Raw genomic sequence first — 22,994 nt, forward strand, 5'->3', positions numbered from 1 at the left:
TTTTTTTTGACGAATAAGGGAACCGCCACTAACAGGAACATTCTGCCTTTGATTCATTTGGTTCACTTTGGGTTCCTTTTATTGCATAGCCATCTTTTTTCCACCATTCAAGGCCACCTATTAATTCTTTCACATAGAAGCCAAGCTTGGCCATATTGAGCGCTCCTTTGGTAGAAGCATTACATCCGATACCATCACAATAGGTGATATATAAGATATTTTTATCAAGCGTCTGCGTTCGTTCTTCATTCATTTCACGATGAGGAATATTAATAGCCCCAGGTATATGTTCAGCTTTAAAGGCCATTGGTTTTCTTGCATCAATTACAATGATCTTTTCACCCTTATTTAAAGCATCAAACAAATCTGATGGATCCATCTCAAATTGCAATTTGTTTGCATAGTGTTTAATCTGTTCGTTCATAGTTTTGCTGTTTAAAAAGTATAAAGCAAATCTATCCAGTTGAATGGTCTGTTAAAAACGAAAAGAATTCATCTGTCTGATCAATTATTTTCATGGATTCATCAATTGATTTTTTTCCGTAATTTGTAGGCATAATATTTTAATTGATGGAAATCCGACATTTGAAACTTGTTAAAGCTATTGTAGAGGAAGGCAGTATTTCCAAAGCCATTTTTAAATTGCATCTTACTCAATCTGCCTTGAGTCATCAACTTAAAGAGGCAGAGTATCAACTTGGAACAAAGATATTTTTAAGGGTAAATAAAAAGCTTGTTCTGACCAAAGCCGGTGAAAAACTTTATGAGGCAGCCAACGAGATTCTTGATAAGCTTTCGAATACTCAATACTCCATAAAACAAATGGTTTTCGGAGAAATCGGAGAAATAAGAATCAGTACAGAATGTTATTCCGGATACCACTGGCTGCCTTCGGTAATGAAACAGTTTCAGTTATTGTATCCTAATGTGGACCTGAAGATTGTAATGGAAGCCACCCATTATCCATTACAAAAGCTTCTTGCCAATGAACTGGACATTGCTATTACCAGCGATCCTGTTAAAGATGAAAATATTAAGTACATCGAGCTTTTTCAGGACGAGCTGGTGATGCTGGTTTCAGAGAATCATCCCTGGTCTGATAAGAAATATGTACAGGCAGAAGATTTCATCAATGAACATCTGATCATTCATTCACTTCCATTGGAAACCGTTTCAGTACATCAGTTTTTTCTGGCACCAGCTAAAGTAAAGCCTAAGAAAATCACGCCGCTTCCATTGACTGAAGCTTCTGTAGAAATGGTAAAGGCGGATATGGGTGTCATGTCTATGGCAAAATGGGCAGCTCAGCCTTATCTTAAAACCTCCACTTTAAAAGCGATAAAAATTGGTAAGACAGGATTGAAAAGAAAGCATTACATCGCTGTGTTAAGTGATAAAAAACAACCCGATTATTTTACTCATTTCATAGATTTTCTGAAAACGGAGTTGCATGTTGTATGGAATATAGAATAAGAACTTGTGAAGAACGAGATTTACCTGTGCTTATAGATTTATGCGCAAAACATGCTGCGTATGAGAATGCAGATTATGATGCTCATGATAAAGAAATGCTATTGAATGAAGCTTTGTTTGGGAATTATCCGCTTTTGCATTGTCTGGTGGTAGAGGTTGATGAAAAGGTTGTCGGTTATGCCAGTTATACCTTTGATTATTCGACTTGGAGCGGCGCTTCTTTTTTGAATCTGGATTGCCTTTATCTGGATGAATGTTATCGTGGATGCGGAATAGGAGAGACAATGATTATGCGTATAAAGGAAATTGCCAAAGTTAAAGGTTGTTGTAATATACAATGGCAGACACCTGTTTTTAATGAAAGAGCAATCAAGTTTTATAAGAGAATAGGAGGTCAGAGTAGGGATAAAGTGAGGTTTACGATGACAGTTTAATTTTGTAGGTTAAAAATTTTTATATCTTCAACTACTTTTACTTGTAAAACGAATCCACAGCCTCCTGCCCTGTATAGTTAGGGCCTGCTTTATCATCTGCCCCGACAAATTGAAATGGCATAGTAAATGTTCCGATGCCTTTAAACTTTACTAAGTGTTTCTTTGAAGAGTATTCTATGTTATTGAATTTAAACCAGGCCGAAAGCTTTTGTTGAATATTCTTAATTTCAATGCTCTTGATGCATTTTGTATCGAAGTTGGCTATAAATAAGCCTTCACTATTTAACATTGAACAAGCTTTGCGAATGGCTTCTAGTTTGTCGCCCATATAGTGCAAGCCATGGACACAGGTGATAAGATCATATTTCTGCACTGATTCAAAATTGAAAAATGACTGAGCATGTAGGGAGACTGAATTACATTGCTCCGGAATGGAATCAAACATATCGATCAGATCTATTCCTGTAAAAGCTATCTGTTTTGAAGGGAAATGCTTTGATACATACTGTGCTGTCTGAATGAGTGCTTTGCCTCTTCCACAGCAGATGTCAAGCCAGGTGAAAGTGTTTTTGGTTTTAAAGCTTTGGCTAATGACTTCAACAGGAGACAGGTCAATGTCCTTCTCATAACTGTTTATGCCTACTGCATTGCGCTCTCTGTTCATTCTGTTGTTGGCAACTACAGGTGAGTTTTCCAGATTTTGATTGTTGAGGAGATCCATTTTAATTTCTATAAAAATAACTTAACGCCAATCCTTGCGCCACACTGTTGAAGTTATCTCCTCGATGTATCTTATCATCTGAAAACTTATTGGAAAAGATATTTCTTACAGCCTGAAGAGATGAAGTTCCACCTGTTAAGAATATGTTATTGATTTCGTTTTGAGGTATGCCAGACTTCTCAATAAATTCAGTCAGGAATGCTTCAATTTTGATTACCTCTTTCATTGCAAATTCATTGAATTCATTTAGCTCAAGGTGTTCCTGAATTTCTATTCCAGCTTCACTGAATTGAATATCTGCAAATGATTTTTCAGACAATTCAATTTTACCTTTTTCAATTTTGCGAAACAAAGAGAACCCAAGGTTCTGATCGATAAAAGTCATCAGCCTTTGTATAGCAGGGTTTCTTTGTGTATAAAGGTAATAGCTATCTAAAGATTTCCTTAGCTTACCTTCTTTCAGGAATGCCATTTGTTCCCACTCACAAAGGCTCCGGTAGATATGTACCGGTAAGTCAAGCATTTTTCCGAAAGATTCGTATTTAAGTCCATATCCGAAATATGAGACCATCTTATGCCACATAATCAATGCGTCAAAATCATCCCCTCCAATGTGTATACCGCCGGTATTAATGATCTGCGATTTTCTGTCAGTAAGATTAAGGTTATTGCGATCAAGGCGCATGAGTGTAAAGTCTGAAGTACCTCCACCGAAGTCACCAATAAGGACAACTTCGGGTTTCTCAATACTTTGTTCATATAAAAATCCAGCACCTATTGGTTCATATTGAAACCATATATGTTCAAATCCTGCTTTTTTTGCTGCTGCAAGCAATCGATTTTCTGCCAGCTGGTCTTTTTCCAGATCCTCAGAAAACACAACAGGCCTTCCCATGATTACTTCATTCACATCTTCCCCCAGATATTCGTCAGCTTCCTTTTTTAGTGACTTTAAAAGGAGACAAACAAGATCTTCAGCAGTATATTTTTGGCCATAAATATATGTGAAAGTAAAGGAAGCTTGAGGTAGTAGGGTTTTTACAGATTTAAGCAGACGTCCTTTCAGGTTATTTTGGATATAATGTTCAACAGCTTTTTTCCCTATTGAAATTTGAGATGATTCTGTAAAATGTATTACGGATTGTTCACTTATTACATGCTTGATTTCTTTAGTTGCCTTGTTAGCTATTGCTAAAACTGAGTTACTGGTACCAAAGTCAATTCCGTAAATATGATTTGCCATGTTTAAATAGTTGTTACTTTTCAATCAAGAATATCAAACAGAATGAAGACGTTCATTGATTGATAATTTCTCTTTAATTTTTTTGAAAAAGCTTCAAATATACTTGAAATAAACCTGTGGAAGGAAATGTTAAACAGGGAAATTTTCTAAAAGTGGATAAAAAAGTAATATTAAAAAGGCAGCAAGAGTGTGAGCAACAGCAACAAGTTTGGCTAATTCTTGCTGTTGCTTACAATCTTTCTGTATTATTCTTCCGGAGGTAGTGGCTGAAAATTATCAGTCCCTTCTATTCTTTCCAGTTCCGTTCCATTCGGAAGGTTCAAATGGGGGATGATAGCACGGTCATAGTTTGCAATGGTGTTCACATCATATATTCCTGAATTCTCCGAATCATCGATATATTCTTCAGTTTCAGTACCAGACAAGAATCTCCAGCCGCTGTCCCAGCCTTCTTCAGGCTCTTCACGATACATAAATCCAACTGGCAATCCGTCCACAGTAATTTTATCTGAAGCTATACAACCACCCATTGAGGGTATAAGCTGAACGATATCTACCGAATCGATTTTAAGACCTTTTTTCATTTTGTAAAATATTGATTTAATGTAATTAGTTTAAATTGTGGCGGTTATTTGGTTTTTTATAAAAAAAAGCCCTTTAAACCCTAAAGTGTTCATAAATATAGGAAAGTTGTCTTTATCTTTGAAAAACTATAACAATCTATTGAAGAAAAATTACTGAATGATTTTCTCTTTCCTGTTTGATAAACGACCTCTTGCTTTAATAATAATACTTTGCTTTTGCTGTTCATTTTCATTTACTGATGGCGGAAAAGTAGAGCAGTTAATAAATAGTTTTAATAATCCAGAGATTCGAAACGGACTTAAAACCTTTTTTAGGGGAGGTGCTGAGAAACAGATTTCCAGAGAAAATTATTCTGTTGAAGAATTGATTAAAGAAGCTAGCAGTTTCTTAGGAACTCCGCATAGGATGGGAGGAACAAGCAGGAAGGGTATAGACTGCTCAGGTTTAGTTCGTGTAACTCATCAGAAGTTCGGGATTTTGCTTCCTCATTCCTCACATGAACAGGCAAGATACGGTAATATAGTTCCATCCAAAGATAGTCTTGAAAGGGGAGATCTGGTTTTTTTCTACAATTCTTACAATTCAAGGAATTTTATCACTCATGCCGGAATCTATCTTGGTGAAGAAAAATTTATTCATGCATCACATTCCCAGGGTGTTATTATTTCATCCATCAATGATGTTTATTGGGGAAAGAGGTTTTTATTCGGCACAAGGCTTGGGGGAGTAAAGGTTAACGAAGCTTCTTTTTATATGCTGGTTTCTGCTGATAGTTCTTTAGTAAAAGTTGGGGCAGATCATCCCTATATTCAATATTCGGGCAGAATTGATTTCTCAGATAATAAAAAACCTGGTTTTACTTTTCCTGGAGTTACTGTCTCAGCAAGATTTGTAGGCAATTCCATTGGTTTTGAGCTCAATGATTTGGGCGGAAATGAAGATAAATCAGCTAATTATTTTACGGTTTTGGTAGATGGTCGGATTGCTGAAATTGTGAAATGTAAACCAGGTACACATGTCTATCACGTTGGAGGAAATTTAAAGGATACAATTCATGATATTTCCATATTTAAAAGGACAGAAAGCTTTGTAGGTAAATCAGAGTTTAAGGGATTTGTATTTGGTAAAAATGATAAGTTGTTAAAGCCAATGAATAAGTCTGTAAGAAAAATAGAATTCATAGGTGACTCTTATACTTGTGGTTACGGAAATGCGTTGGTAATTCCTGCACCTCCGGAGGGAAACCCTAATACAGGGTTCAGTAGTGCGAATGAAGATAACTATTTGGCCTGGGGGAATTTGGTATCACAAAAGCTTAATGCTCAATACATGTGTACAGCATATTCCGGAAAGGGTATGTATAGAAACTTTCAGGGAGATACCATTGGAACTTTGCCTCAGATTTATGACAGAATTTTTCCTGATGAGAAACTTCCCAAGTGGAATTTTAGCAATTATATTCCTGATTTGGTAGTTATTCACTTAGGAACCAATGATTTCTTTCAGGAATTTTCCGGGAGTTCTAAGCTGGATTCTTCCAGATTTGTGGATCAATATATATCGTTTGTGAAAAAAGTACGTGAATTATATCCTGCAGCAAAAATTGTTTGTGTTCCCTCAAATGGTCTCAATGATAGCTTTCCGGTCAATGCATTCCTTTTTACTAAATCGAAGAGGTATGTAGAATCTGTAGTTAATTCTATTAAAGAGGCTGGCGACAAAAATATTTATACCTTTGCTATGGTACCACAATCAGCCCCTTTTGGTGAAGATTGGCATCCCAGCTTACATACTCATGAAAGTATGGCGCAACAAATTGTGCCCTATTTGAAAAAAATTACTGGTTGGGAGTAATCTTTCCTTGTAAAAATCCGTTAAGGGTAAATAATTATACCAGCTGGTGTTTTAAACCTTTATAATTTTTAGGAGTTGAAATTTTATAACCGTCTGGTAAATACTCACCTGAATTCCGCAAACAAACTTTGGTGTTGAACAGATTAACGGTGATTGGATAAGTTTTTATTTAAATCTATTTTACTCATAAATGAATATTTACGTGGGAAACCTCAATGTTGAGGTGAATGAAGAGCAACTCAGAGATCTTTTTCAAAGATTCGGACAGGTACAAAAAGTGAGACTAATGAAAGACAAATATTCAGGAGTTTCGATGGGAACGGCATTTATAGAAATGTTAAATGACCGGGATTCAATGAAGGCAATCAATGGATTAAACAATTTCAACCTGCAGGGAAGAAAGATAGTCGTTAATAAAGCCCGCCCTAAAGCCCCCTTAAAAAAGAACAGTGGAGATAGTAACTGGTAAGTAAATAAATTTTGAGGAATTTAATAATTGAAAATTAGCAATATTTCAATTATCTTTTTATATTTACCAAAATATTAAAGCGAATTAGTATTTTTAGCACTCTTGTATTATTAAATTACAGTCCTAAAAGTAAAATTCCACTTTAAAAACACAATCAGTTTTAATAATTTATTTAACAATTTAATAATGCAAAAAGGTGTAGTAAAATTTTTTAATAACTCAAAAGGATTTGGGTTTATTAAAACAGAAGGAACTGGAGAAGAAATCTTCGTTCACGTTAGTGGCTTAGCTGATCAAGTTCGTGAGAATGATAAAGTAACATTTGAGGTTCGTCAAGGAAAAAAAGGTCCAAACGCGGTTAACGTGAAGATCGAAAAATAGATATTTGTACCTGTTATTTTGAAAAGGCTGTATGATTTCATACAGCCTTTTTTTTTTAGTTTTCATTTTTTCTATACTGATTCATTTAATGAAAAATCTAATTCAAGAACATATTGTTAATCTGGATCTTCCACCCGATCAACGTTGGGCTTTTTTGATCGGCTATAAAGAAGCTATTTATGATCTGCTTCAGTGTTATTTAAATGATTTCGAAGGGGCTGATTTTATTTTCGATAATATCGAGGTATTCAAGAAAACTATTATTTCAGAAGAATATTTGTGGGAAATTGAATTTATCGCTTCTATTTCAAATTTTTCTTCTAATGAGGTTCTGATAGCCAATTTGTACTATGACATTCTGAAGTTTTACTTTGGGTGCACTGCATTTGCTATATGTAACGGTCATACAGTATTGCATGGAAGGAATCTGGATTGGCATACAGAAAATAACCTGCTAGGGAAACATACCAGATTTTTCACTTTCAAAGGGAAGGAAAAACGCTTTTTAAAACCATTGGTTGGCCTGGATTTATCGGAACATTGTCAGGTATTAGTCCTGGTAAGTTTTCCCTTACTCTGAACGCAGTTTTAAGCGAAGATACTCCTGAAATTGCAGTTCCTGTCTCATTCTTATTAAGAGATATTTTAACTTATTCGAATACCTTTCAGGATGCAAGGGCAAAACTTGAAAATACTAAATTTGCTAGTGACTGCTTGATCCTGCTTTCAGGAGTTTCATCGGATGAAAAAATTGTTATTGAAAGGACACCAAACAGGTTTGCCACAAGAATATCAAAGACTGATTATATAGTTGTTACCAATGATTATAAGCAGATTCAAAATACAACCTCTGGAAATAACCTTCTTCAGACGACATCATGTGGAAGATATGAACGGGCTGAAACTCTGTTAAAGAAAGCAATGCCTTATAATTTGGAAGGATGTATGAAGATCTTGCGAGATGAAGGTGTAAAGATGTCCATAACAGTTCAATAAATGGTTTTCGATAATAATACCGGCGATATCTATTTATCTGCAGATAACAATGATATAATCAAAAGAAACTAACCTTCATAAATGACAAAAGGAACTGTAGGGCAGTTCCTTTTTGTCTGATAAAACAACTCTAAACTAAACTAAATCTTATTTTTTGTTATTCTTTCTAGCCGCCATTAATTCAGTAACATCTTTGGAAAAACATGCTACAGCAGTAATTTGCCCAGTCTCATCACGTAAAGGTGCGTAATTGGAAGCGTAGTAAGAAATTTTATTATCTTGGGGATATTCCGTTATTATTTCAAAGTTTTCACCTTTAAATGCCCTCTGGTAAACCTCAATCTGTTCTTGTTTTGCCTTCTCATCCTGAAAGAGGTTCATAAGATTAAATCCCTTGAGCTCTGTGATACCTGCAGCTTCAAGACCTATTGAAAATGATTTGTTCCAGTCAATTATGCAATAATTTTTATCTACTGTAAAAATGCTGTCCTTAGGCACATTTATCAATTCTTTTAAATACCGCTCTTTTTGCTGCACGTCCTCTAGGATACGTTGCATTTCTTCTTGGGTTGCGGAAAGTTCCTCCATATTTTGGCGAAGTTCCTCTTCCTGAGATAAAAGTTCTTCAGACTTAAGGCGACTTTCTTCAAGTAATTTTTCAGATTGCTTTTGTACTGCGATTAGGGTTGTAATGTCTTTTCCAAAGCTTGCCACTGCAAAGATCTTATTGTTCTTGTCGTGTAATGGCGCAAGGTTCGTTGTTACATAGATCATTCCCCCATTATTGTCATCATATTCATTGGTAACTTCAAAATTTTCGCCTTTGAAAGCTCTTTCATAGAGAGCTATTTGTTTTTGCTTGTCAGCTTCGGTAGGGAATAAATCAAGGAAAGGAAAGCCTTTTAGATCAATGTTTCCTGTAAATGATTCAAGTGCCATTGAAAAAGCCTTGTTATAACTTAAAATTTTATAATCTTTGTCTACAGTGAAGATTGTATCTTTGGGAACATTGATCAGTTCGGTAAGATAACTTTCTTTCTCTTTTACTTCATTCAGAATTCTTTCCATTTCTTCCTGAGTAGTTGAAAGTTCTTCCATATTCTGACGAAGCTCTTCTTCTTGCGCCATAAGTTCCTCTGATTTCTGACGTGATTCATTTAGGAGTTGTTCTGTTTGCTTTTGTGCACTCATAAGCATTGTCACATCTTTGCCAAAGCAAGCTACGGCTATAATTTCACCTTCTTTGCTATAAATAGGAGCAAGGTTTGTCGTATAATAGGATTTCACTCCATTAGTATCATATTCATCAGTCTCTTCAAAATTTTCTCCTGCAAAGGCTCTTCCATACAAAGTTATTTGCTTTTGCTTTACACTCGGATCCGGAAATAATGAAAGAAAATCAAAACCTTTAAAGTCCATCTTTCCTGTCATAACTTCTATGCCGGCTGCAAACGCCCTGTTGTAACTTAATATTTTATAATCCTTATCAATGGTAAATATGCTGTCTTTAGGAACGTTGATCAATTCATTCAGATAACTTTCCTTTTCCTGAGCTTGAGTAAGGACACGTTTCATTTCTTCCTGAGTTGCAGAAAGTTCTTCCATGTTTTGTCTGACTTCCTCTTCTTGTTCCCTTAACTGCTGTGTTTGGGCTTGTGTATCCTGAAGGAGCTTGTTGGTACGTTGATTGATTTTTACAGCTTTTACTGTAGAAGCAATGCTTTCTCCAAGCCTTTCAACAAACTCAATCTGATATTTTTTAAATATGGAAAAGGAAGCAATTTCAAGTACACCAAGAACTTGATCATCCAGCTTTAACGGAACGATCAGAAGGTTTCTAGCACTTCCTTCTCCAAGACCAGAAGTAATTCTTAAATAATGACTGGGGATCTCTGTCATGTAAATGGTTTCTTTTTCCATTACAGCCTGTCCTGCAAGACCTTCACCTATCTCTATTCTCTGATCAATGTATTTTTTTCTTTCAAAAGCATAACAAGCTTTTATCTCTAAAAATATATCCTGAGCATTAGTGTCATTAATTATATATAGTGCCCCTTGATTGGCTCCCAGATATTTAATCAGATTCCTGATTATATCATCTGTAAGCTCAGTCATGTCATTGTTTTTGGAACGAAGGATATCAATGAATCTAGCAAGACCTTCAGTAACCCAGTTTCTTTCCTTTTCTTCTACTGCATAGTTCTTCAACTGATTTCTGAGACTTATAAGTGAAGTACTCAGTGCATTATCTGTTTCTGATTCACCATTATACTTATATTCTGCGGTCAGATTTCCTTTCTCTATCTCTTTCACAAATTCTGAAGCGGCTATAATTTGTGCTTCTAGTGCTGTTACTCTCTCTTCGAGTTCTTTTGTTTTTGAATTGCTGGTTTTACTGAAAACTGAAATATTCATCTGGTATTTAATAAATATTGATAATTAAAAGATATCCTCTTAGCGTATTCCTGGTTTGAATCGTGTTGGAAGAAGGAATTGTATGTAATTTGGATCTATATACGATAAATTTGAAAATTGTTTCCTAATGATCTGTTATATTACATTAACTTCTGAATTGTGTTTTAAGTATAGCTTTTAAAAACCAGATAGTTATTTTTAATTTTATTGTGAAAAATTAATTGACTATACTATGTATGATTAGAGCAGATATCTTTTTTATTAAATTGGTTATACTTTTATTTAAAAAAGGTCGTATATAGATTTGATAATGGAACCTTGGAAACCATTCCACGGTTTAGTTAATGCCATTTTATGTATTTCCAAAGATTTATAAATATCGTCCTTGTATTTGCGCTTCTTATCTCTGTGATAGGAGTGACTACTACTAACGCTATCTGTAAATACAGAACTGGGAATAATGTAAGGTGTAAAAGTGCTGAAAAAAAGAATTGTTGCAAGAATACCAAAGAGAGCAACAATTGTTGTGAGGTAAAATCAGAACTTAAAAAGCTTGATTCAGATCTTTTAAGACAAGGGAATTTTGATAATATCCCGGATATAATTTTGTTTGCTGCAGCTTACTTTTATGTAGCATTTGAGCATTTGCAGGCAGAGGACTCTCATGTCCGTTTTTATTGCTACAGTCCACCTCTTATTACCACTGATTTATCGATCCTTCATCAGGTATTTAGAATTTAGTAGAAAGAGTTTTTATTTGAAGTCCGCATAATTAAGTATGCTTATTTACTTAATTTATATAATGTTTTCTGATACGTGTTCAATACAGTATTGCGGATAACATTGCTTTACAGGCAACTATTAATAAAAATTATTCTAATATTTTAAAATTTAAATCAAGATGAAAAATCATATTTTAATTGCTCTTATTGGTCTCTTCCTGGCTTTTGCTAATCAATCATTTGCAAGCACTATAAATGATGACAAGCCTGAATGCTGTAAAAAGAAACAGGAATGCTGCAAGAAAAATCAGGATTGTTGCAAAAAAGAAGAAAGCAAAGCATGCTGTACAAGTGCAGAGGCTTGCAAAGACGGATCTTGCTGCAAGGATGAGGTTTGTACAAAAGGAGATGTAAAATGCTGCAAAGAAAAATCCGAAGCCTGTTGCAAACATGAAGGCAAAAAAAAGAAAAAAGATAAGTGTTGTAAGTAATTATAATAAAGCCCCGAATTGTGGGGCTTTTATTTTTTACTTATTAAAGAACTCAATTAGAAATTCCTTTAACTTTGATTTTATCTATATTTTAAAATTGAAGTTTTAGCATGTCATCTGAAAATCACAAAAAAGATAATCTGTTCCTGGTTGGGTTAGTTGTAAGTATGTTTTGTTGGGGATTAAGCTGGACATCGGGAAAGATTATGGCAGGTTATGGGAATCCTCTGAATATTACGCTTTACCGGTTCTTTGTAACATTTATTTCATTATTTATTATTGTATTTTTTACGGGAGAGAAGCTTAGCATTCTCAAAAAGGGCTTTGTGGACCTTACTTGTGCTTCTGCATTGATAGCTCTTTATACCTATTTGTTTTTTAAAGGTCTTTCGTTGGGAAAAGCAGGAGCTGGAGGAGTGTTGGTTACTACATTAAACCCGATAATTTCTTATGTTATAATGTTGGTTTATGCTAAAAAGAAACCTGGAAAATATGAAATAATTGGTCTTGTAATTGGCTTGGCCGCCGGAGCTTTCTTGCTTCAAATCTGGAATAACTGGCATAAAATATGGCATTCCGGCAACAGTTATTTCGTTATGGCAACTTTCACATGGGCATTCTTAAGTCTGTTTACTGCAAGATCAGGACGTTATGGTTCTCCGATAGCTTTTAGTCTGTGGATGTATGGCTTATGTACAATTCTCATCGCATTTATTTCTGACTATCATGAAAGTATTGAGGTATTTAAAAGGATTGATATTGTTTTCGGGTTAAATCTATTTTTTAGCTCCACTATCACAACGGCTCTTGCCACTACATTTTTCTTTGTTGCCACTTCAAGACTTGGTGCTGGAAAAGCCAGTACATTTATTTTCCTGGTGCCATTTTCTGCTGCTTTAGGCTCATGGATTTTTTTAAAAGAAGTTCCGGAAATTCATACCATCATTGGAGGGGTTCTTGGGATATTAGCTGTATATATGATAAACAGAAAATAGAAACTATTTTGAATATAAAATAGATTTAAAAATGGGATAAAAAAACAAAAGCTCAATAAAAGAGAGCTTTTGTTTTTAGTATTAATAATACTGATATATTATCTCATCAATATTTTCACTGAGTGGGTAGTAAATTTTAAAGGCATTAGAACTTGAGTTTTTAACTCTTTTAGGTGTAGGGATTTCACTTCCCGTGTATCTATAACCTGCTTCTATATCTATTGTCTCAGGGCCAGAATTTAATGCAAGTTTTATATCTGTCTCAATACAGGAATGACCGCTCACAAGTACGAAAGGACCGGCTTTGCTTTCACCGTAATTCTTCCATAGATAATCTTCTTTCATGAATATTACGTAGTCATTATACCCGATAAGGGTTTTACTTGACTCAATAACATTTTTAACAGATGAACCTTTGAAAACCGGCTCTGAAATTCCAGATAGCCTCATTGACATTCCAATCCAGCCACCTATAGATTTCCAGGTTCGTTTTTGAGAATAACTTTTCTCTCTTACTTCTCCATTGGTATGTTTAACCGAAAGTTTTCCGGTAAGAGTGGTTTGCACAGAATCTCTATATAAGGCTGTTCCTAAAGGTTGAGCCGCCTGCCAATAATAGCCACCTGAAAGATTTGTATGTATTACTGTTCCAATTATTGAAACTGTTTGTTCTGAATCAATGATTTTTACATTGAAATCTTTAAATGTTATGCTGCATTCAGCATCTTTTTCTCCATAACTATTTCCTTTTTTCAGCTGAATTGAAACGTATCCTTTTCTTATTTTTCCATTACAGGTAATTTTATCATCGTAATATAAATTATAAATCTTTTTATTATTACTATTAACTGTTGCTGAATCAACTCTTAGAATACCGCAGGGTAAAGTATAGGAGCTCTCATTTTTTCCTATCTTATAACCTATAAAGTCTGTTACATCCAACATTATCTGATTAGTTTCAACAGAAGCAGACCTGTCGTCTTGTTTTAATTGAGAGGGAACTGATTTTGCTGGTCCTGTTTCTTCTTTGGTGCAGGAAAGAAGAATAGGAAGACAAGCAATTAAGGATAAGACTATGACACAATTTGATTTTTTCATAAATGGTCCATCAAAACCGTTTACATAAGGTACGATGACTATACCTTAAAAGTTTGGCAATATCTGGATGATGGAAAAATAAAACGGCCTTTCCGTTTTGGGGAAAGGCCGTTTTATTATAATAAATTGATATTATTAATATAATTGGTATTGTTCTGACTTAAGATACGTTCCCAATTCAATTGTTATTTTGTAAGCATTGGCATCGCAAAGATTAGCATCAGTCGTTGGAGTTGCTGTCATGTTGGATATGTTATAGATATATCCAGCTTGAACATCAAAATATGCAGGGGTAACATTGGGGATGTTTACATTTGCTCTTGCCTTACCCTTAACAAGCACATAAGGGCCAGCCCAAGTGGTACCACAATTAGTCCAAAGGAAGTTTTCGCTTAGATTTGAGACGTAATCAAAGTTTCCATCAAGGGTTTTTCCAGTTTCGTACACATTGGAATGAGTATTTGCTCCAAGTGATGCTGTTGTATCACCTGCAATTGTCAGTCTTAAACCAGCCCAACCTGAAGTGGAAGACCAGGTCCTTTTTTGGAAATAATTTCGTTCACGCACAGCTCCATTGGCATGGGTTACCATAAATTTACCTCTTACACTATGCGTTACAGCATCCTTATGAAGAGTATTACTAGAAGGTATCACAACCTGCCAGATATATCCGCCAGTAAGGTTTGTTACAGCAATTGTTCCGTTTACAGTAACGCTTTGTCCCGTGGCGTTGGATTCCACAGTATAGTTTATAAATGTTATAGTAAATCGTGCATCTATATCATTAAAGTGAGAGCCACTTTCAAGTTTAAATGAAACATCTCCGCTTTTCTTTTTATATCCGCACTTATTTTGGTCACCGAATTTTAATGTATAGGTTTTTTTACCTGAAGATTCTGTAGAATCAAACTTAACTACACCGCAAGGCAAATCATAAGCTGCAATTCTGGCGTTTGCTCCGCCACCACCAATTTGGTTACTAATAACATCATTTACATTCGAAATAGCTTCGTCAACCTCAGTTGAACCTGTATTATCGCTTTGTTTCATATTGGTAGTGACGGTGCCCGTCTTGGGATCCGTATCGTCTTTTTTACATCCTGTAAGGACAGAAAGAGCAATTATTGTCAAAAAGAAAGTGGAACGAATGTTTTTTTTCATAGAGTCTTATTTCAAACAATTAACTTATGTACGGATTTCTACTTGTTCTAGTTAGATTTTAGACGTTTATAATTGATTTTTGTGATTATTGCTTTAATGTGCAGATAGTAATTTGTTGTTATACAGTTGTTTTGGTAAAAGTAATCAAAAAACTTCTATTTGCAACTTATGGATTTTCAAAGGATATTAGTGATAAGATTTACTTTTACCAATGGACACTATTTTCGATTTATCTAATATTGCTGCGGGAATTTTACTGGCGACTTCTACTCTGATGAAAATCAAAAGCATTTCTGATAGCATTTTAAAGATTAGTAATTGGCTTACAGGTTTTAAGGTGATTATCGGGTTTACATCTTTTATTTTGGGATTGATCTTTTTGTTTCGTCCGGGATGCGCAATATATGATCTGGCAGGAATTCTTGCTGGTCTTATACTTTTAACTGATACTCTTGTAAATATTCCAGGAATTGGGGAATCACTGGCGAAACTATCAAGATCACTTTTACCATTTACCACTGCAATTGGGGTTGCCTCCCTTATAGTTGGAATCCTTGGACTCTTGGATTTAAACTTTCTGTGTTAATTTTTTTTGACTTACATTCTGCTCATTTTAAATCAGAACTATATTTTTTTACAATTGTGGAAATCTTCCTTTTACATTCATGAGGTAGTTTGGCATGAGACTTGCATTTTGTATGCTCATTAAAATAAACAAATAGCTATAGCAATGCTATAGAAATACAATGAGAACTACTTTATCATTTTTTATTTATTCTGTTTTTGCCGCTGCTCAAAAAGCTGTAGTTGAGCTTCCATAGTCCTTTATAATATTAGGCTTACCGGAAGCCTACTAATACTCACATCCGGTAAATCAATCAAATAATAAATAAAACAACATGTGGAAATTTATTTTCAACAGGTTCAACAACCTGTTTAAGTCTAAAGCTATGTCTGCTTTAGACTCGGTGGAAAACCCTGTAGAGATGTATGCGCTTGCTGTGCATGAATCGGAAAAGAATCTGCAGAGCATGACTAAGGCAATTGCCTTGGCTCTTGCAGATCAGAAGAGTAAGGAACGAGAGTTAAATCAAGCCTTGCTGGAAACAGAGTCATGGAAAGCAAAAGCTAAGGCTGCAATTGCTCAGAATCATGCAGAGCTTGCTAGGACTGCATTGGAGCATAAGGCAATTGCTGAAAAGAAAGCTGAAGAGTATCACGCTTTGAATGAAATGCTAAAAGCAAAAATTGAAGATCAAAAGCAACAGCTAAAACGCTTTAAGATGAAGCACGAAGAACTGAAAGCCAAGAAATCAATTTATGCAGCAAAGTATGAAACAGCCAAAGCTCAGAAAAACCTGGCCGAATCTCTTGGTGGATTAAATAACACTGCCTTGTCAGAAGTATCCAGACTTGAAGAAAAGATAAACAAGTTAGAAGCCGAGTCGGAAGCTTTACTTGAGCTTACTGATGCTGAAAATCATGAAGTAATGAAGCTTGAAGAATCTTTCACTTCATACAAAATAGAAGAGGATTTTCAGGCATTACAGGCTCAGGTAACAGAAGAAAAAAATGAAAAGAATCAGAGCAAAATGAAGCAGATCGAAAATGAGCTTTTAAAAAACAATAACAAACAAAACAAAGCAAATGAGATCAGTGAATTTTATTCTCTGAAGCCTAAAGCTTCAGGCAACAATGATGATATAAGTAAATTCTTTAACCAATAATAAATCTATATGTCAATTAATTTGAAAAAAGGTAACTCGTTTAATCTTACGAAAAATCAACCTGGTTTAAAAAAGATTATGATTGGTCTTGGATGGGAATATGTTTCCCAAAGGCTTGACCTGGATGCTTCGGTGTTCATGAATGGAAAAAACGGTAAGCTATTATCCGATGAATACTTTGTATTCTATAACAATCTTACTTCTCCTGACGGCTGTATCAAGCATACAGGTGACAACAGGACAGGTGTAGGTGATGAAGATGATGAACTGGTATTAGCCAATATGGATCTCATTAATCCGTCCTGTGAAGAAATGGTTATTGCAGTATCCATTCATGACGCAGAAATAAGAAAACATCACTTTGGTATGCTTGCAGATGCTTATATAAGAATCTTTGATGTGGAAACACAAACAGAATTATTAAGATATGACCTGGATGCTGAGTTTGGAGGAAACACAGTAGTAAAATTTGGTACATTAACAAAGAAAAATAATGAATGGCACTTTACTGCTACTGGTACGGGCAACAATAAAGGGCTTCAGGGCTTGATTGATATATATGCTTAATTAATGAATTGAAAATTTAGAAGAACTAGAAAATGATTAATCTGAAAAAAGGATCATCTATAAATCTTGAGAAAGATGGTAAAAATCTGGAAACAATGTTTCTGGGCCTTAACTGGGGAAAGATATCTAAACTATGGGGACTGATGCAGGTCAATGTAGATTTGGATGGGAGTGTAACAATGTTTGATAAAGATAAAAGAGTAATAGACACCGTCTATTTTAATAAAAGAAGATCAAACGATAGCTCCATCTATCACACAGGTGATGACTTGACAGGTGATACATATGAAGATGAAAAGGATAATGAAATTATATCCATCAATCTTAAAAAAGTATCTCCAAAAGTAGAATCAATAGTGGTATATCTGAACTCCTATAAAGGACAGGAATTTCATACTATTCCTTATGCGAAAATAAGACTTGTTGATGGAAGTGTATCAGAATCTAAAAAAGCTTTTGCATATTTTGATCTTGCTTCTGAACCTGGTTTTCAAGGAAAGGTAGCGATGATTATGGCAAAAATAGTTCGTAATGGAGACAACTGGAAATTTGTCGCAATTGGTGAACCAGCCTCTACGAGAAGCATTGAGGATACTGTAAAACTAATCCGTCATCAGTATTTATAACAAATGGAATCTTTTATTTTAAAAAAAAATTTAAAACTTAATCTTTAAAAATTAATGATGATAACTATACTAGTTTCAATATTTGTACTAACAACGATGGAGATTGTGCTGGGGATTGACAATATTATTTTTATCGGCTTGCTTGCCAATGGTCTTCAGAATAAAAAGAAGGCGGCTCTTGCTAGAAAAATAGGCCTTGTGCTTGCCTTGGGTGTAAGGATTGTTGCCTTATTATTCATTGCAGATCTTGCGCATATGAAAGATCCGCTGTTCAGTTTAACCACAACAGGGGGATTAAATCACCCAGTATCGGTAAGAGATTTGATACTTCTTGCAGGTGGTCTATTCCTGATTCATAAGAGTACATCCGAAATACACGGTTTATTTCATGATGAAATAAAAGAAGAACAGACGGAAGGTACTTTTGTAAAAGTGATTTTACAAATTGTGTTGATAGATCTGGTTTTCTCAGCTGACTCAATATTAACAGCAATCGGTCTGGTAGATAGTGTTGAAATAATGATTTCAGCAGTTGTATTATCAATGACTCTAATGTTCTTTTTATCTGGTAAAATATCAGATTTTGTTGAATCAAGACCATCATTGAAAGTTCTGGCATTATCATTTCTTATTATGATTGGTGCAATGCTTGTAATGGAAGGTTCTGGGGTTCATGTTGACAAAACATACATTTACTTTGCAATGGCATTTGCCGGTATTATTGAGGCGTTGAACTCTAAAATTAAAATGCGCAAGACCAGAGTAATATCAGAAAAAAGTATTGATGGAGTTAAACTTGCAGATAAACAGGAATTTGCATTAAAGAAGTAATTTAAAAAGGGCAGAGTAATCTGCTCTTTTTTTCGTTTTTACCCTATTGTTTATTTTATTAAAATAAGCAGTAGGGTAAAGTGTTGTTATTTAACTTGTTATTGTTTTTGTATAGAATTACTATCAGGAAAAACACCTATCAACGTTAATACTTAAAACTGAAATAAACCCATTTAAAATTGGATTTATTTTATTAATTTTAGCATCTTAAATATAAGTCAATCTGTTAAGTATTTTTCTATTTAATAATTAAAGTTAGCAATGGATTATAAAAAGTTAGTTCCCTTCATTCTGCTAGTATTAATCAGTATTTCAGGTATTTCTCAAACAATTAAGACCGAAGTAATAGATAAAAAAGACAGACTAATTCAGAAAAACAGAGTCAATTTTTATGGAAAGCTGGAAAATGATCTGAGTGGGATAGCTACAATTAAATATGAATATGATCGGAAGGGGAAGCTGGAAAAGAAATCGTACTTCAATAAAGATGGTCAGATGATAAAGCCAGACACTACTTCTGACGCTTTGGAATATCCCTCATATACATTATATAAGTATAATGACGAAGGACTGATTGCAGAAATCAGCAATCATTATATTGATGGTTCTTATCTTGATCTTGCGAATAAACCAGCTGTTAAGAGATTTAAATATAAAAACAATCAACTCACTGATGAATTCAATTTTGATAAGAGAGGGAGATTGAGAGGAGTAGGAAATCTGGAAAAGGCTGTGGTAAAATATACTTATGCCGGAAAGCAGTTAATTGAAGTCAGAAGTTACGACAAAGACAAAAAAATACTCGATTTCGGATTAAATATTGAAAGACATGCCTATGACAGTATTGGAAGAAAAGCTAGAACTACTTATCACTTTGCTAATTCTGAGATTTTTTTGACAGACAAATATTATTACAATAACAAGAGTCAGTTGATTAAAAAGGAAAGCTACAAGAAAAATGGTCAACTTGATTATTCTGTTAAATATACTTATGCAAGTAATGATCAGATAATTAAAAGAGAATATCAATATTCAAATCGGAAGACAGAGATTGAAAAACAGGGAATCGAAGTAAGTATCCCCGGCTGGAAAGTTACTAATTTACCTTCTCTTGACGCGATTAGGGACATAGATGGTATAGGTGCATTTTATTTCACATTGGATCAGGCAGGAAATATAAAAGAATTGAGAAGGTCGCATGGCAAGGACCCATTGATGTATGCTGTAATACCTTATATTTTACAAATCAAGTTTGAAAAAGATGAGAAAAACCCTGTGAGTAATTTGAAAGGGGAGATTAAAGTGGGTGTTCTAAATAAAGATATAGAGGTTGAAGAGTTTTAAAAAAGTGGAATTTGTAAATTTTATAAAAGGCTGTCGTTTTGATAGCCTTTTGCATTTTATGCTCTTATTATAAAATTAAAGTGAAAAATATCGGTGTCTAACCATAATAAAAGGCCATTTGAATTGTCAAATGACCTTTTATTTTATCTGTGTAGTTTAGATTATAGGTATAGAAACACACCTAGTTGAACGTTTGCCAGGTCAAAGTTAAAGTCTACACTATTGTTTTTGCTTTTACTGTCATCAGCAAATTTCACAACTGAGTGTGTATATCCGATTCTTCCGACAAGCAGTTCAATGCCCACTTTTGAATATGGGAAGAATACAATACCAGGTCTTAAATTTGGACTAAAATAACTTGTCTTGTTCTCTGTAGTCTCAATTCTATTAAAGAATGGATTATACTCTTCATTTTTATTTTTACCAAATCTGAAATCAATTGCAGCCTGGCCAAAAATAGCGAAGTTATCTCCTAACTTTTTATAGTATCGTCCAAATGGTCCAACTAAGAAATAAGGATTTCTGTCTTTCAAAGACGGAGTACCTCCGTTTGCAGGAGTTTTTTCAGTATACCCCCCGAAACCGATATTTAATCCTAATGCAAAGTTTTCCGCTAAGAAATACCCTACTGCAGGAGTTATAAAATAAGAAGTAGTTTTTACTCCGTCTACAGTAGTTCCTCCATTTACAGTATTAGGTCTAGTTGATGATACCCCAATTCTGCCACCTAAAAGTAATTTACCTTGTTCTAATTGTGCAAAAGAGGTAAGTGATGCCAGTAATAAGGCAATGGATAATAATTGTTTTTTCATTGTACTAGTTAGTTGGTTAGTTAAAGTTATTAATTATTCAAATCCAACAGTAAAAGTCAGATCGGTTCAAGGATCTGAATTTTTCCTTAAGATTCAATCGAAGGATAAATATAAATTTTTGAAAATTGTTTAAAAATTGATTTAGAAAAATTGTTTGACACCAGTGAATATTTTAGCCTTAAAATAATCCTCGCTTAAAAAATGTGATGGTAAATTTATTGTATTCGGAGACTGTTAAGAATTTCTTTCAATTCGGGATCAGATGCATATTTTATATAAATTTTCTCCAGTTTGCCTTCAGATTCAATAGGATTGTAGCCAGCCTGAAGTAAAGACTGGGCTGTTATTTGAAATATATAGGTAATTCCGGCATAGCCATGGTCATATTTATCAAATTCTGAAATGGTCTGATTGTGAAGATTTACAAATATTCTGCAATATTCAGCAAATTCCTCTTTACTCATTGATTCAACCTCTTTCAATTTCTGAATTCGTTCTATCTCACTTTTAGAATAGAAAGCATAACCGTACTTAAGTATAGTATCTTTTTCGAGGGTTCTGATAAGGGTTTTATTTCCTTTTACAGCGGTATCATTTCCATTCCAAGCCATGTGAAAGCTTTTACCAGGAACAAAATTTAATAGGGTAGAAGCATGCACTAATTCATTGCCTTTTTTGCTTTTAGATATAACATATACTCGATTTTTTTTGTAAGCGATTTTTTCATATTTATACTTATCTGCCGGTAAATCTTTTGGGTAAAGGTCAAAGAACAATTGTCTTGAAATAATTGAATCCTTTGTAATGCTCGTCTGAATGATGCCATTCCTGTTAATAAAATACCAATCCCCTAAAAGAGCGTTTTTCTGGGAAAATGCTGCAGTACAATTTATTAAAAGTAGAAATGTTAATTTTATAATTCTCATTTAAGGGAGTTTAAATATTTTTAACGATAATAGCTGGTAATTCGATTCTTTGATTCAAATCTAATTTATTAAGCAAAATCAAATCTTAATGTTTAGACTAATACGGGGAGATATAATGCATAGATTATAAGATAGTTATCGTAATTGTACTTACTTTGTTTTCTTGTGGCTTGTTAATCAGTAAATTACTTTTAATTGGCAAAAAATCCAATTAAAAATGAAAAAAATGCATTGAAAGTCACTACGAATATATCAGTATAAAAGATGTTAGTACATTTAAATGATCTATTGATCTTGTTTATTGTGTTTTTAGTCTAAAAATTTGGCATGATATTAAAATATTATCTACTTTTGGACTTCCATAGCTGGTTGAAAGATCCCGGAGATCAATATACTCCCCGTATATCCTCCGGGATTATTTTTTTATAGGTAATTTAAACGCCTCAATTCTAACTTTGAATAAATATTAATTTTGTTTAATCATTAAACATTTTCTGTTTAATTAGGTCTACATATATTTTTAGGCATAATAAAAAATCATTGTTATGCAGAATTGGAATAAGGGTTATTTTTAATTATATTTTAATACTATGGATATCAGTAAATTCTGGGATTTAATTGAGCAATCGAAAAAAAATACAAACGAAGATATCTATTTGCAATTAGACAATCTTCGAGAGGCTTTGCAGCATTTGAATAAAAGCGAAATAATAAAAGCTCAGGAGATTTTTTGGGATTTAATGGATCAGGCTTACAAATGGGACTTATGGGCTGCTGCTTATACAATTCAAGGTGGATGCTCCGATGATGGATTTATAGATTTCAGAGCGTGGTTAATTGGTAGAGGGAAGGAAGTTTATTATGCTGCTCTTGAAAATTCTGATTCTCTTGCCCAGATGACGCAGGAGGCACTCAGAGATAGCGAAGCCGGAGAGGAGTATAATTACTTATTTGCTGAAGCATATGAAGAGCTTACAGACGAGGAAATGCCTGAAATCATCCGGACGCCCAAGGCCAGTCCAGACGGCAAGGAATGGGATGAAGAAAACATGAATGAATTTAAACAGATTAACCCTAATCTGTTTGAAAAATTTAAGGAGGATTGGGAAATAGATGAATAATT

The 22,994-nt window shown here is 34.2% G+C and carries 26 protein-coding genes; 17 read left to right on the plus strand and 9 right to left on the minus strand.

The genetic code is table 11. The features are described 5' to 3' along the window. Nucleotides 1-28: 28 nt before the first annotated feature. Entirely contained in the window at nt 29-424 is a 396-nt protein-coding gene (locus tag J7604_RS20125) for a rhodanese-like domain-containing protein (RefSeq protein WP_293899816.1), read from the minus strand. A 146-nt stretch (nt 425-570) separates the two neighbouring features. Between J7604_RS20125 and J7604_RS20130 the strand changes: the two genes are divergently transcribed. Both J7604_RS20130 and J7604_RS20135 read left to right on the plus strand, forming a co-directional pair. Continuing rightward, nucleotides 571-1,473, plus strand: a complete 903-nt coding sequence (locus J7604_RS20130; protein WP_293899819.1) for a LysR family transcriptional regulator — start codon at nt 571-573, stop codon at nt 1,471-1,473. Further along, nucleotides 1,458-1,907, plus strand: coding sequence for a GNAT family N-acetyltransferase (locus J7604_RS20135; RefSeq protein WP_293899822.1), 450 nt, complete (start codon nt 1,458-1,460; stop codon nt 1,905-1,907). Before J7604_RS20130 ends, J7604_RS20135 begins: the two co-directional genes overlap by 16 nt. Before the next feature lie 37 nt (nt 1,908-1,944). Here the strand turns inward: J7604_RS20135 and J7604_RS20140 are convergent, their stop codons facing one another. The 3 genes from J7604_RS20140 to J7604_RS20150 all read right to left on the minus strand — a co-directional run bounded on the left by J7604_RS20140 (nt 1,945) and on the right by J7604_RS20150 (nt 4,455). Continuing rightward, nucleotides 1,945-2,628 carry a methyltransferase domain-containing protein gene (locus J7604_RS20140; RefSeq protein WP_293899825.1) on the minus strand — a complete coding sequence of 228 codons (684 nt, stop codon included), beginning with the start codon at nt 2,626-2,628 and terminating at the stop codon, nt 1,945-1,947. 1 nt (nt 2,629) lies between these two features. Beyond that, a complete protein-coding gene (locus tag J7604_RS20145; protein WP_293899828.1) occupies nt 2,630-3,871 on the minus strand; it encodes an Hsp70 family protein in 1,242 nt (413 codons plus the stop codon). Nucleotides 3,872-4,116: 245 nt separating this feature from the next. Next, nucleotides 4,117-4,455 (minus strand): DUF2185 domain-containing protein, encoded by a 339-nt coding sequence (locus J7604_RS20150; RefSeq protein ID WP_293899831.1) that lies wholly within the window; start codon nt 4,453-4,455, stop codon nt 4,117-4,119. 157 nt (nt 4,456-4,612) lie between these two features. On the opposite strand from J7604_RS20150, the gene J7604_RS20155 reads away from it, so the two are divergent. The 5 genes from J7604_RS20155 (at nt 4,613) to J7604_RS20175 (ending at nt 8,156) form a co-directional block, all read left to right on the plus strand. Then, nucleotides 4,613-6,310: an NlpC/P60 family protein gene (locus J7604_RS20155; protein ID WP_293899834.1), complete on the plus strand. Its 1,698-nt coding sequence runs from the start codon at nt 4,613-4,615 to the stop codon at nt 6,308-6,310. A 190-nt stretch (nt 6,311-6,500) separates the two neighbouring features. Beyond that, nucleotides 6,501-6,779, plus strand: a complete 279-nt coding sequence (locus J7604_RS20160; RefSeq protein ID WP_293899837.1) for an RNA-binding protein — start codon at nt 6,501-6,503, stop codon at nt 6,777-6,779. Nucleotides 6,780-6,965: 186 nt separating this feature from the next. Beyond that, on the plus strand, nt 6,966-7,160 hold the full coding sequence (locus tag J7604_RS20165) for a cold-shock protein (RefSeq protein ID WP_028980522.1): 195 nt from the start codon (nt 6,966-6,968) through the stop codon (nt 7,158-7,160). Nucleotides 7,161-7,248: 88 nt separating this feature from the next. After that, a complete protein-coding gene (locus tag J7604_RS20170; protein WP_293899842.1) occupies nt 7,249-7,740 on the plus strand; it encodes a hypothetical protein in 492 nt (163 codons plus the stop codon). Next, a complete protein-coding gene (locus J7604_RS20175; RefSeq protein ID WP_293899845.1) occupies nt 7,701-8,156 on the plus strand; it encodes a carcinine hydrolase/isopenicillin-N N-acyltransferase family protein in 456 nt (151 codons plus the stop codon). Before J7604_RS20170 ends, J7604_RS20175 begins: the two co-directional genes overlap by 40 nt. A gap of 147 nt (nt 8,157-8,303) precedes the next feature. Here the strand turns inward: J7604_RS20175 and J7604_RS20180 are convergent, their stop codons facing one another. Continuing rightward, entirely contained in the window at nt 8,304-10,571 is a 2,268-nt protein-coding gene (locus J7604_RS20180; protein WP_293899848.1) for a PAS domain-containing protein, read from the minus strand. A 354-nt stretch (nt 10,572-10,925) separates the two neighbouring features. On the opposite strand from J7604_RS20180, the gene J7604_RS20185 reads away from it, so the two are divergent. The 3 genes from J7604_RS20185 to J7604_RS20195 all read left to right on the plus strand — a co-directional run bounded on the left by J7604_RS20185 (nt 10,926) and on the right by J7604_RS20195 (nt 12,779). Further along, nucleotides 10,926-11,312 (plus strand): hypothetical protein, encoded by a 387-nt coding sequence (locus J7604_RS20185; protein WP_293899851.1) that lies wholly within the window; start codon nt 10,926-10,928, stop codon nt 11,310-11,312. A gap of 160 nt (nt 11,313-11,472) precedes the next feature. After that, nucleotides 11,473-11,784 carry a hypothetical protein gene (locus J7604_RS20190; protein WP_293899854.1) on the plus strand — a complete coding sequence of 104 codons (312 nt, stop codon included), beginning with the start codon at nt 11,473-11,475 and terminating at the stop codon, nt 11,782-11,784. A 110-nt stretch (nt 11,785-11,894) separates the two neighbouring features. Then, entirely contained in the window at nt 11,895-12,779 is an 885-nt protein-coding gene (locus tag J7604_RS20195) for a DMT family transporter (RefSeq protein ID WP_293899857.1), read from the plus strand. Between the two features lie 81 nt (nt 12,780-12,860). Here the strand turns inward: J7604_RS20195 and J7604_RS20200 are convergent, their stop codons facing one another. Further along, nucleotides 12,861-13,877, minus strand: a complete 1,017-nt coding sequence (locus J7604_RS20200) for a hypothetical protein (RefSeq protein WP_293899860.1) — start codon at nt 13,875-13,877, stop codon at nt 12,861-12,863. Between the two features lie 135 nt (nt 13,878-14,012). Next, the gene (locus J7604_RS20205; RefSeq protein WP_293899863.1) at nt 14,013-15,038 is read right to left on the minus strand and encodes a hypothetical protein; all 1,026 of its coding nucleotides are present in this window, start codon (nt 15,036-15,038) and stop codon (nt 14,013-14,015) included. Between the two features lie 211 nt (nt 15,039-15,249). Between J7604_RS20205 and J7604_RS20210 the strand changes: the two genes are divergently transcribed. From J7604_RS20210 to J7604_RS20235, 6 genes are all read left to right on the plus strand, one after another. Continuing rightward, complete coding sequence (locus tag J7604_RS20210; RefSeq protein ID WP_293899866.1) at nt 15,250-15,624, plus strand: hypothetical protein; 375 nt, start codon at nt 15,250-15,252, stop codon at nt 15,622-15,624. A gap of 313 nt (nt 15,625-15,937) precedes the next feature. Then, nucleotides 15,938-16,765 (plus strand): PspA/IM30 family protein, encoded by an 828-nt coding sequence (locus J7604_RS20215; RefSeq protein ID WP_293899869.1) that lies wholly within the window; start codon nt 15,938-15,940, stop codon nt 16,763-16,765. A gap of 9 nt (nt 16,766-16,774) precedes the next feature. Then, on the plus strand, nt 16,775-17,332 hold the full coding sequence (locus tag J7604_RS20220; RefSeq protein WP_293899872.1) for a TerD family protein: 558 nt from the start codon (nt 16,775-16,777) through the stop codon (nt 17,330-17,332). Between the two features lie 32 nt (nt 17,333-17,364). Continuing rightward, on the plus strand, nt 17,365-17,958 hold the full coding sequence (locus J7604_RS20225; RefSeq protein ID WP_293899875.1) for a TerD family protein: 594 nt from the start codon (nt 17,365-17,367) through the stop codon (nt 17,956-17,958). 54 nt (nt 17,959-18,012) lie between these two features. Continuing rightward, nucleotides 18,013-18,789, plus strand: a complete 777-nt coding sequence (locus J7604_RS20230) for a TerC family protein (RefSeq protein WP_293899878.1) — start codon at nt 18,013-18,015, stop codon at nt 18,787-18,789. Between the two features lie 261 nt (nt 18,790-19,050). Beyond that, nucleotides 19,051-20,133 carry a hypothetical protein gene (locus J7604_RS20235; RefSeq protein WP_293899881.1) on the plus strand — a complete coding sequence of 361 codons (1,083 nt, stop codon included), beginning with the start codon at nt 19,051-19,053 and terminating at the stop codon, nt 20,131-20,133. A gap of 161 nt (nt 20,134-20,294) precedes the next feature. Here the strand turns inward: J7604_RS20235 and J7604_RS20240 are convergent, their stop codons facing one another. Beyond that, nucleotides 20,295-20,945 (minus strand): outer membrane beta-barrel protein, encoded by a 651-nt coding sequence (locus J7604_RS20240; RefSeq protein WP_293899884.1) that lies wholly within the window; start codon nt 20,943-20,945, stop codon nt 20,295-20,297. A 215-nt stretch (nt 20,946-21,160) separates the two neighbouring features. After that, entirely contained in the window at nt 21,161-21,871 is a 711-nt protein-coding gene (locus tag J7604_RS20245; RefSeq protein WP_293899887.1) for a hypothetical protein, read from the minus strand. Nucleotides 21,872-22,461: 590 nt separating this feature from the next. On the opposite strand from J7604_RS20245, the gene J7604_RS20250 reads away from it, so the two are divergent. Then, on the plus strand, nt 22,462-22,992 hold the full coding sequence (locus J7604_RS20250) for a DUF4240 domain-containing protein (protein WP_293899890.1): 531 nt from the start codon (nt 22,462-22,464) through the stop codon (nt 22,990-22,992). The last annotated feature ends 2 nt before the right edge of the window (nt 22,993-22,994 follow it).

It is taken from the genome of Sporocytophaga sp., from assembly GCF_017745095.1.
In the GTDB taxonomy this organism is placed as follows: Bacteria; Bacteroidota; Bacteroidia; order Cytophagales; family Cytophagaceae; genus Sporocytophaga.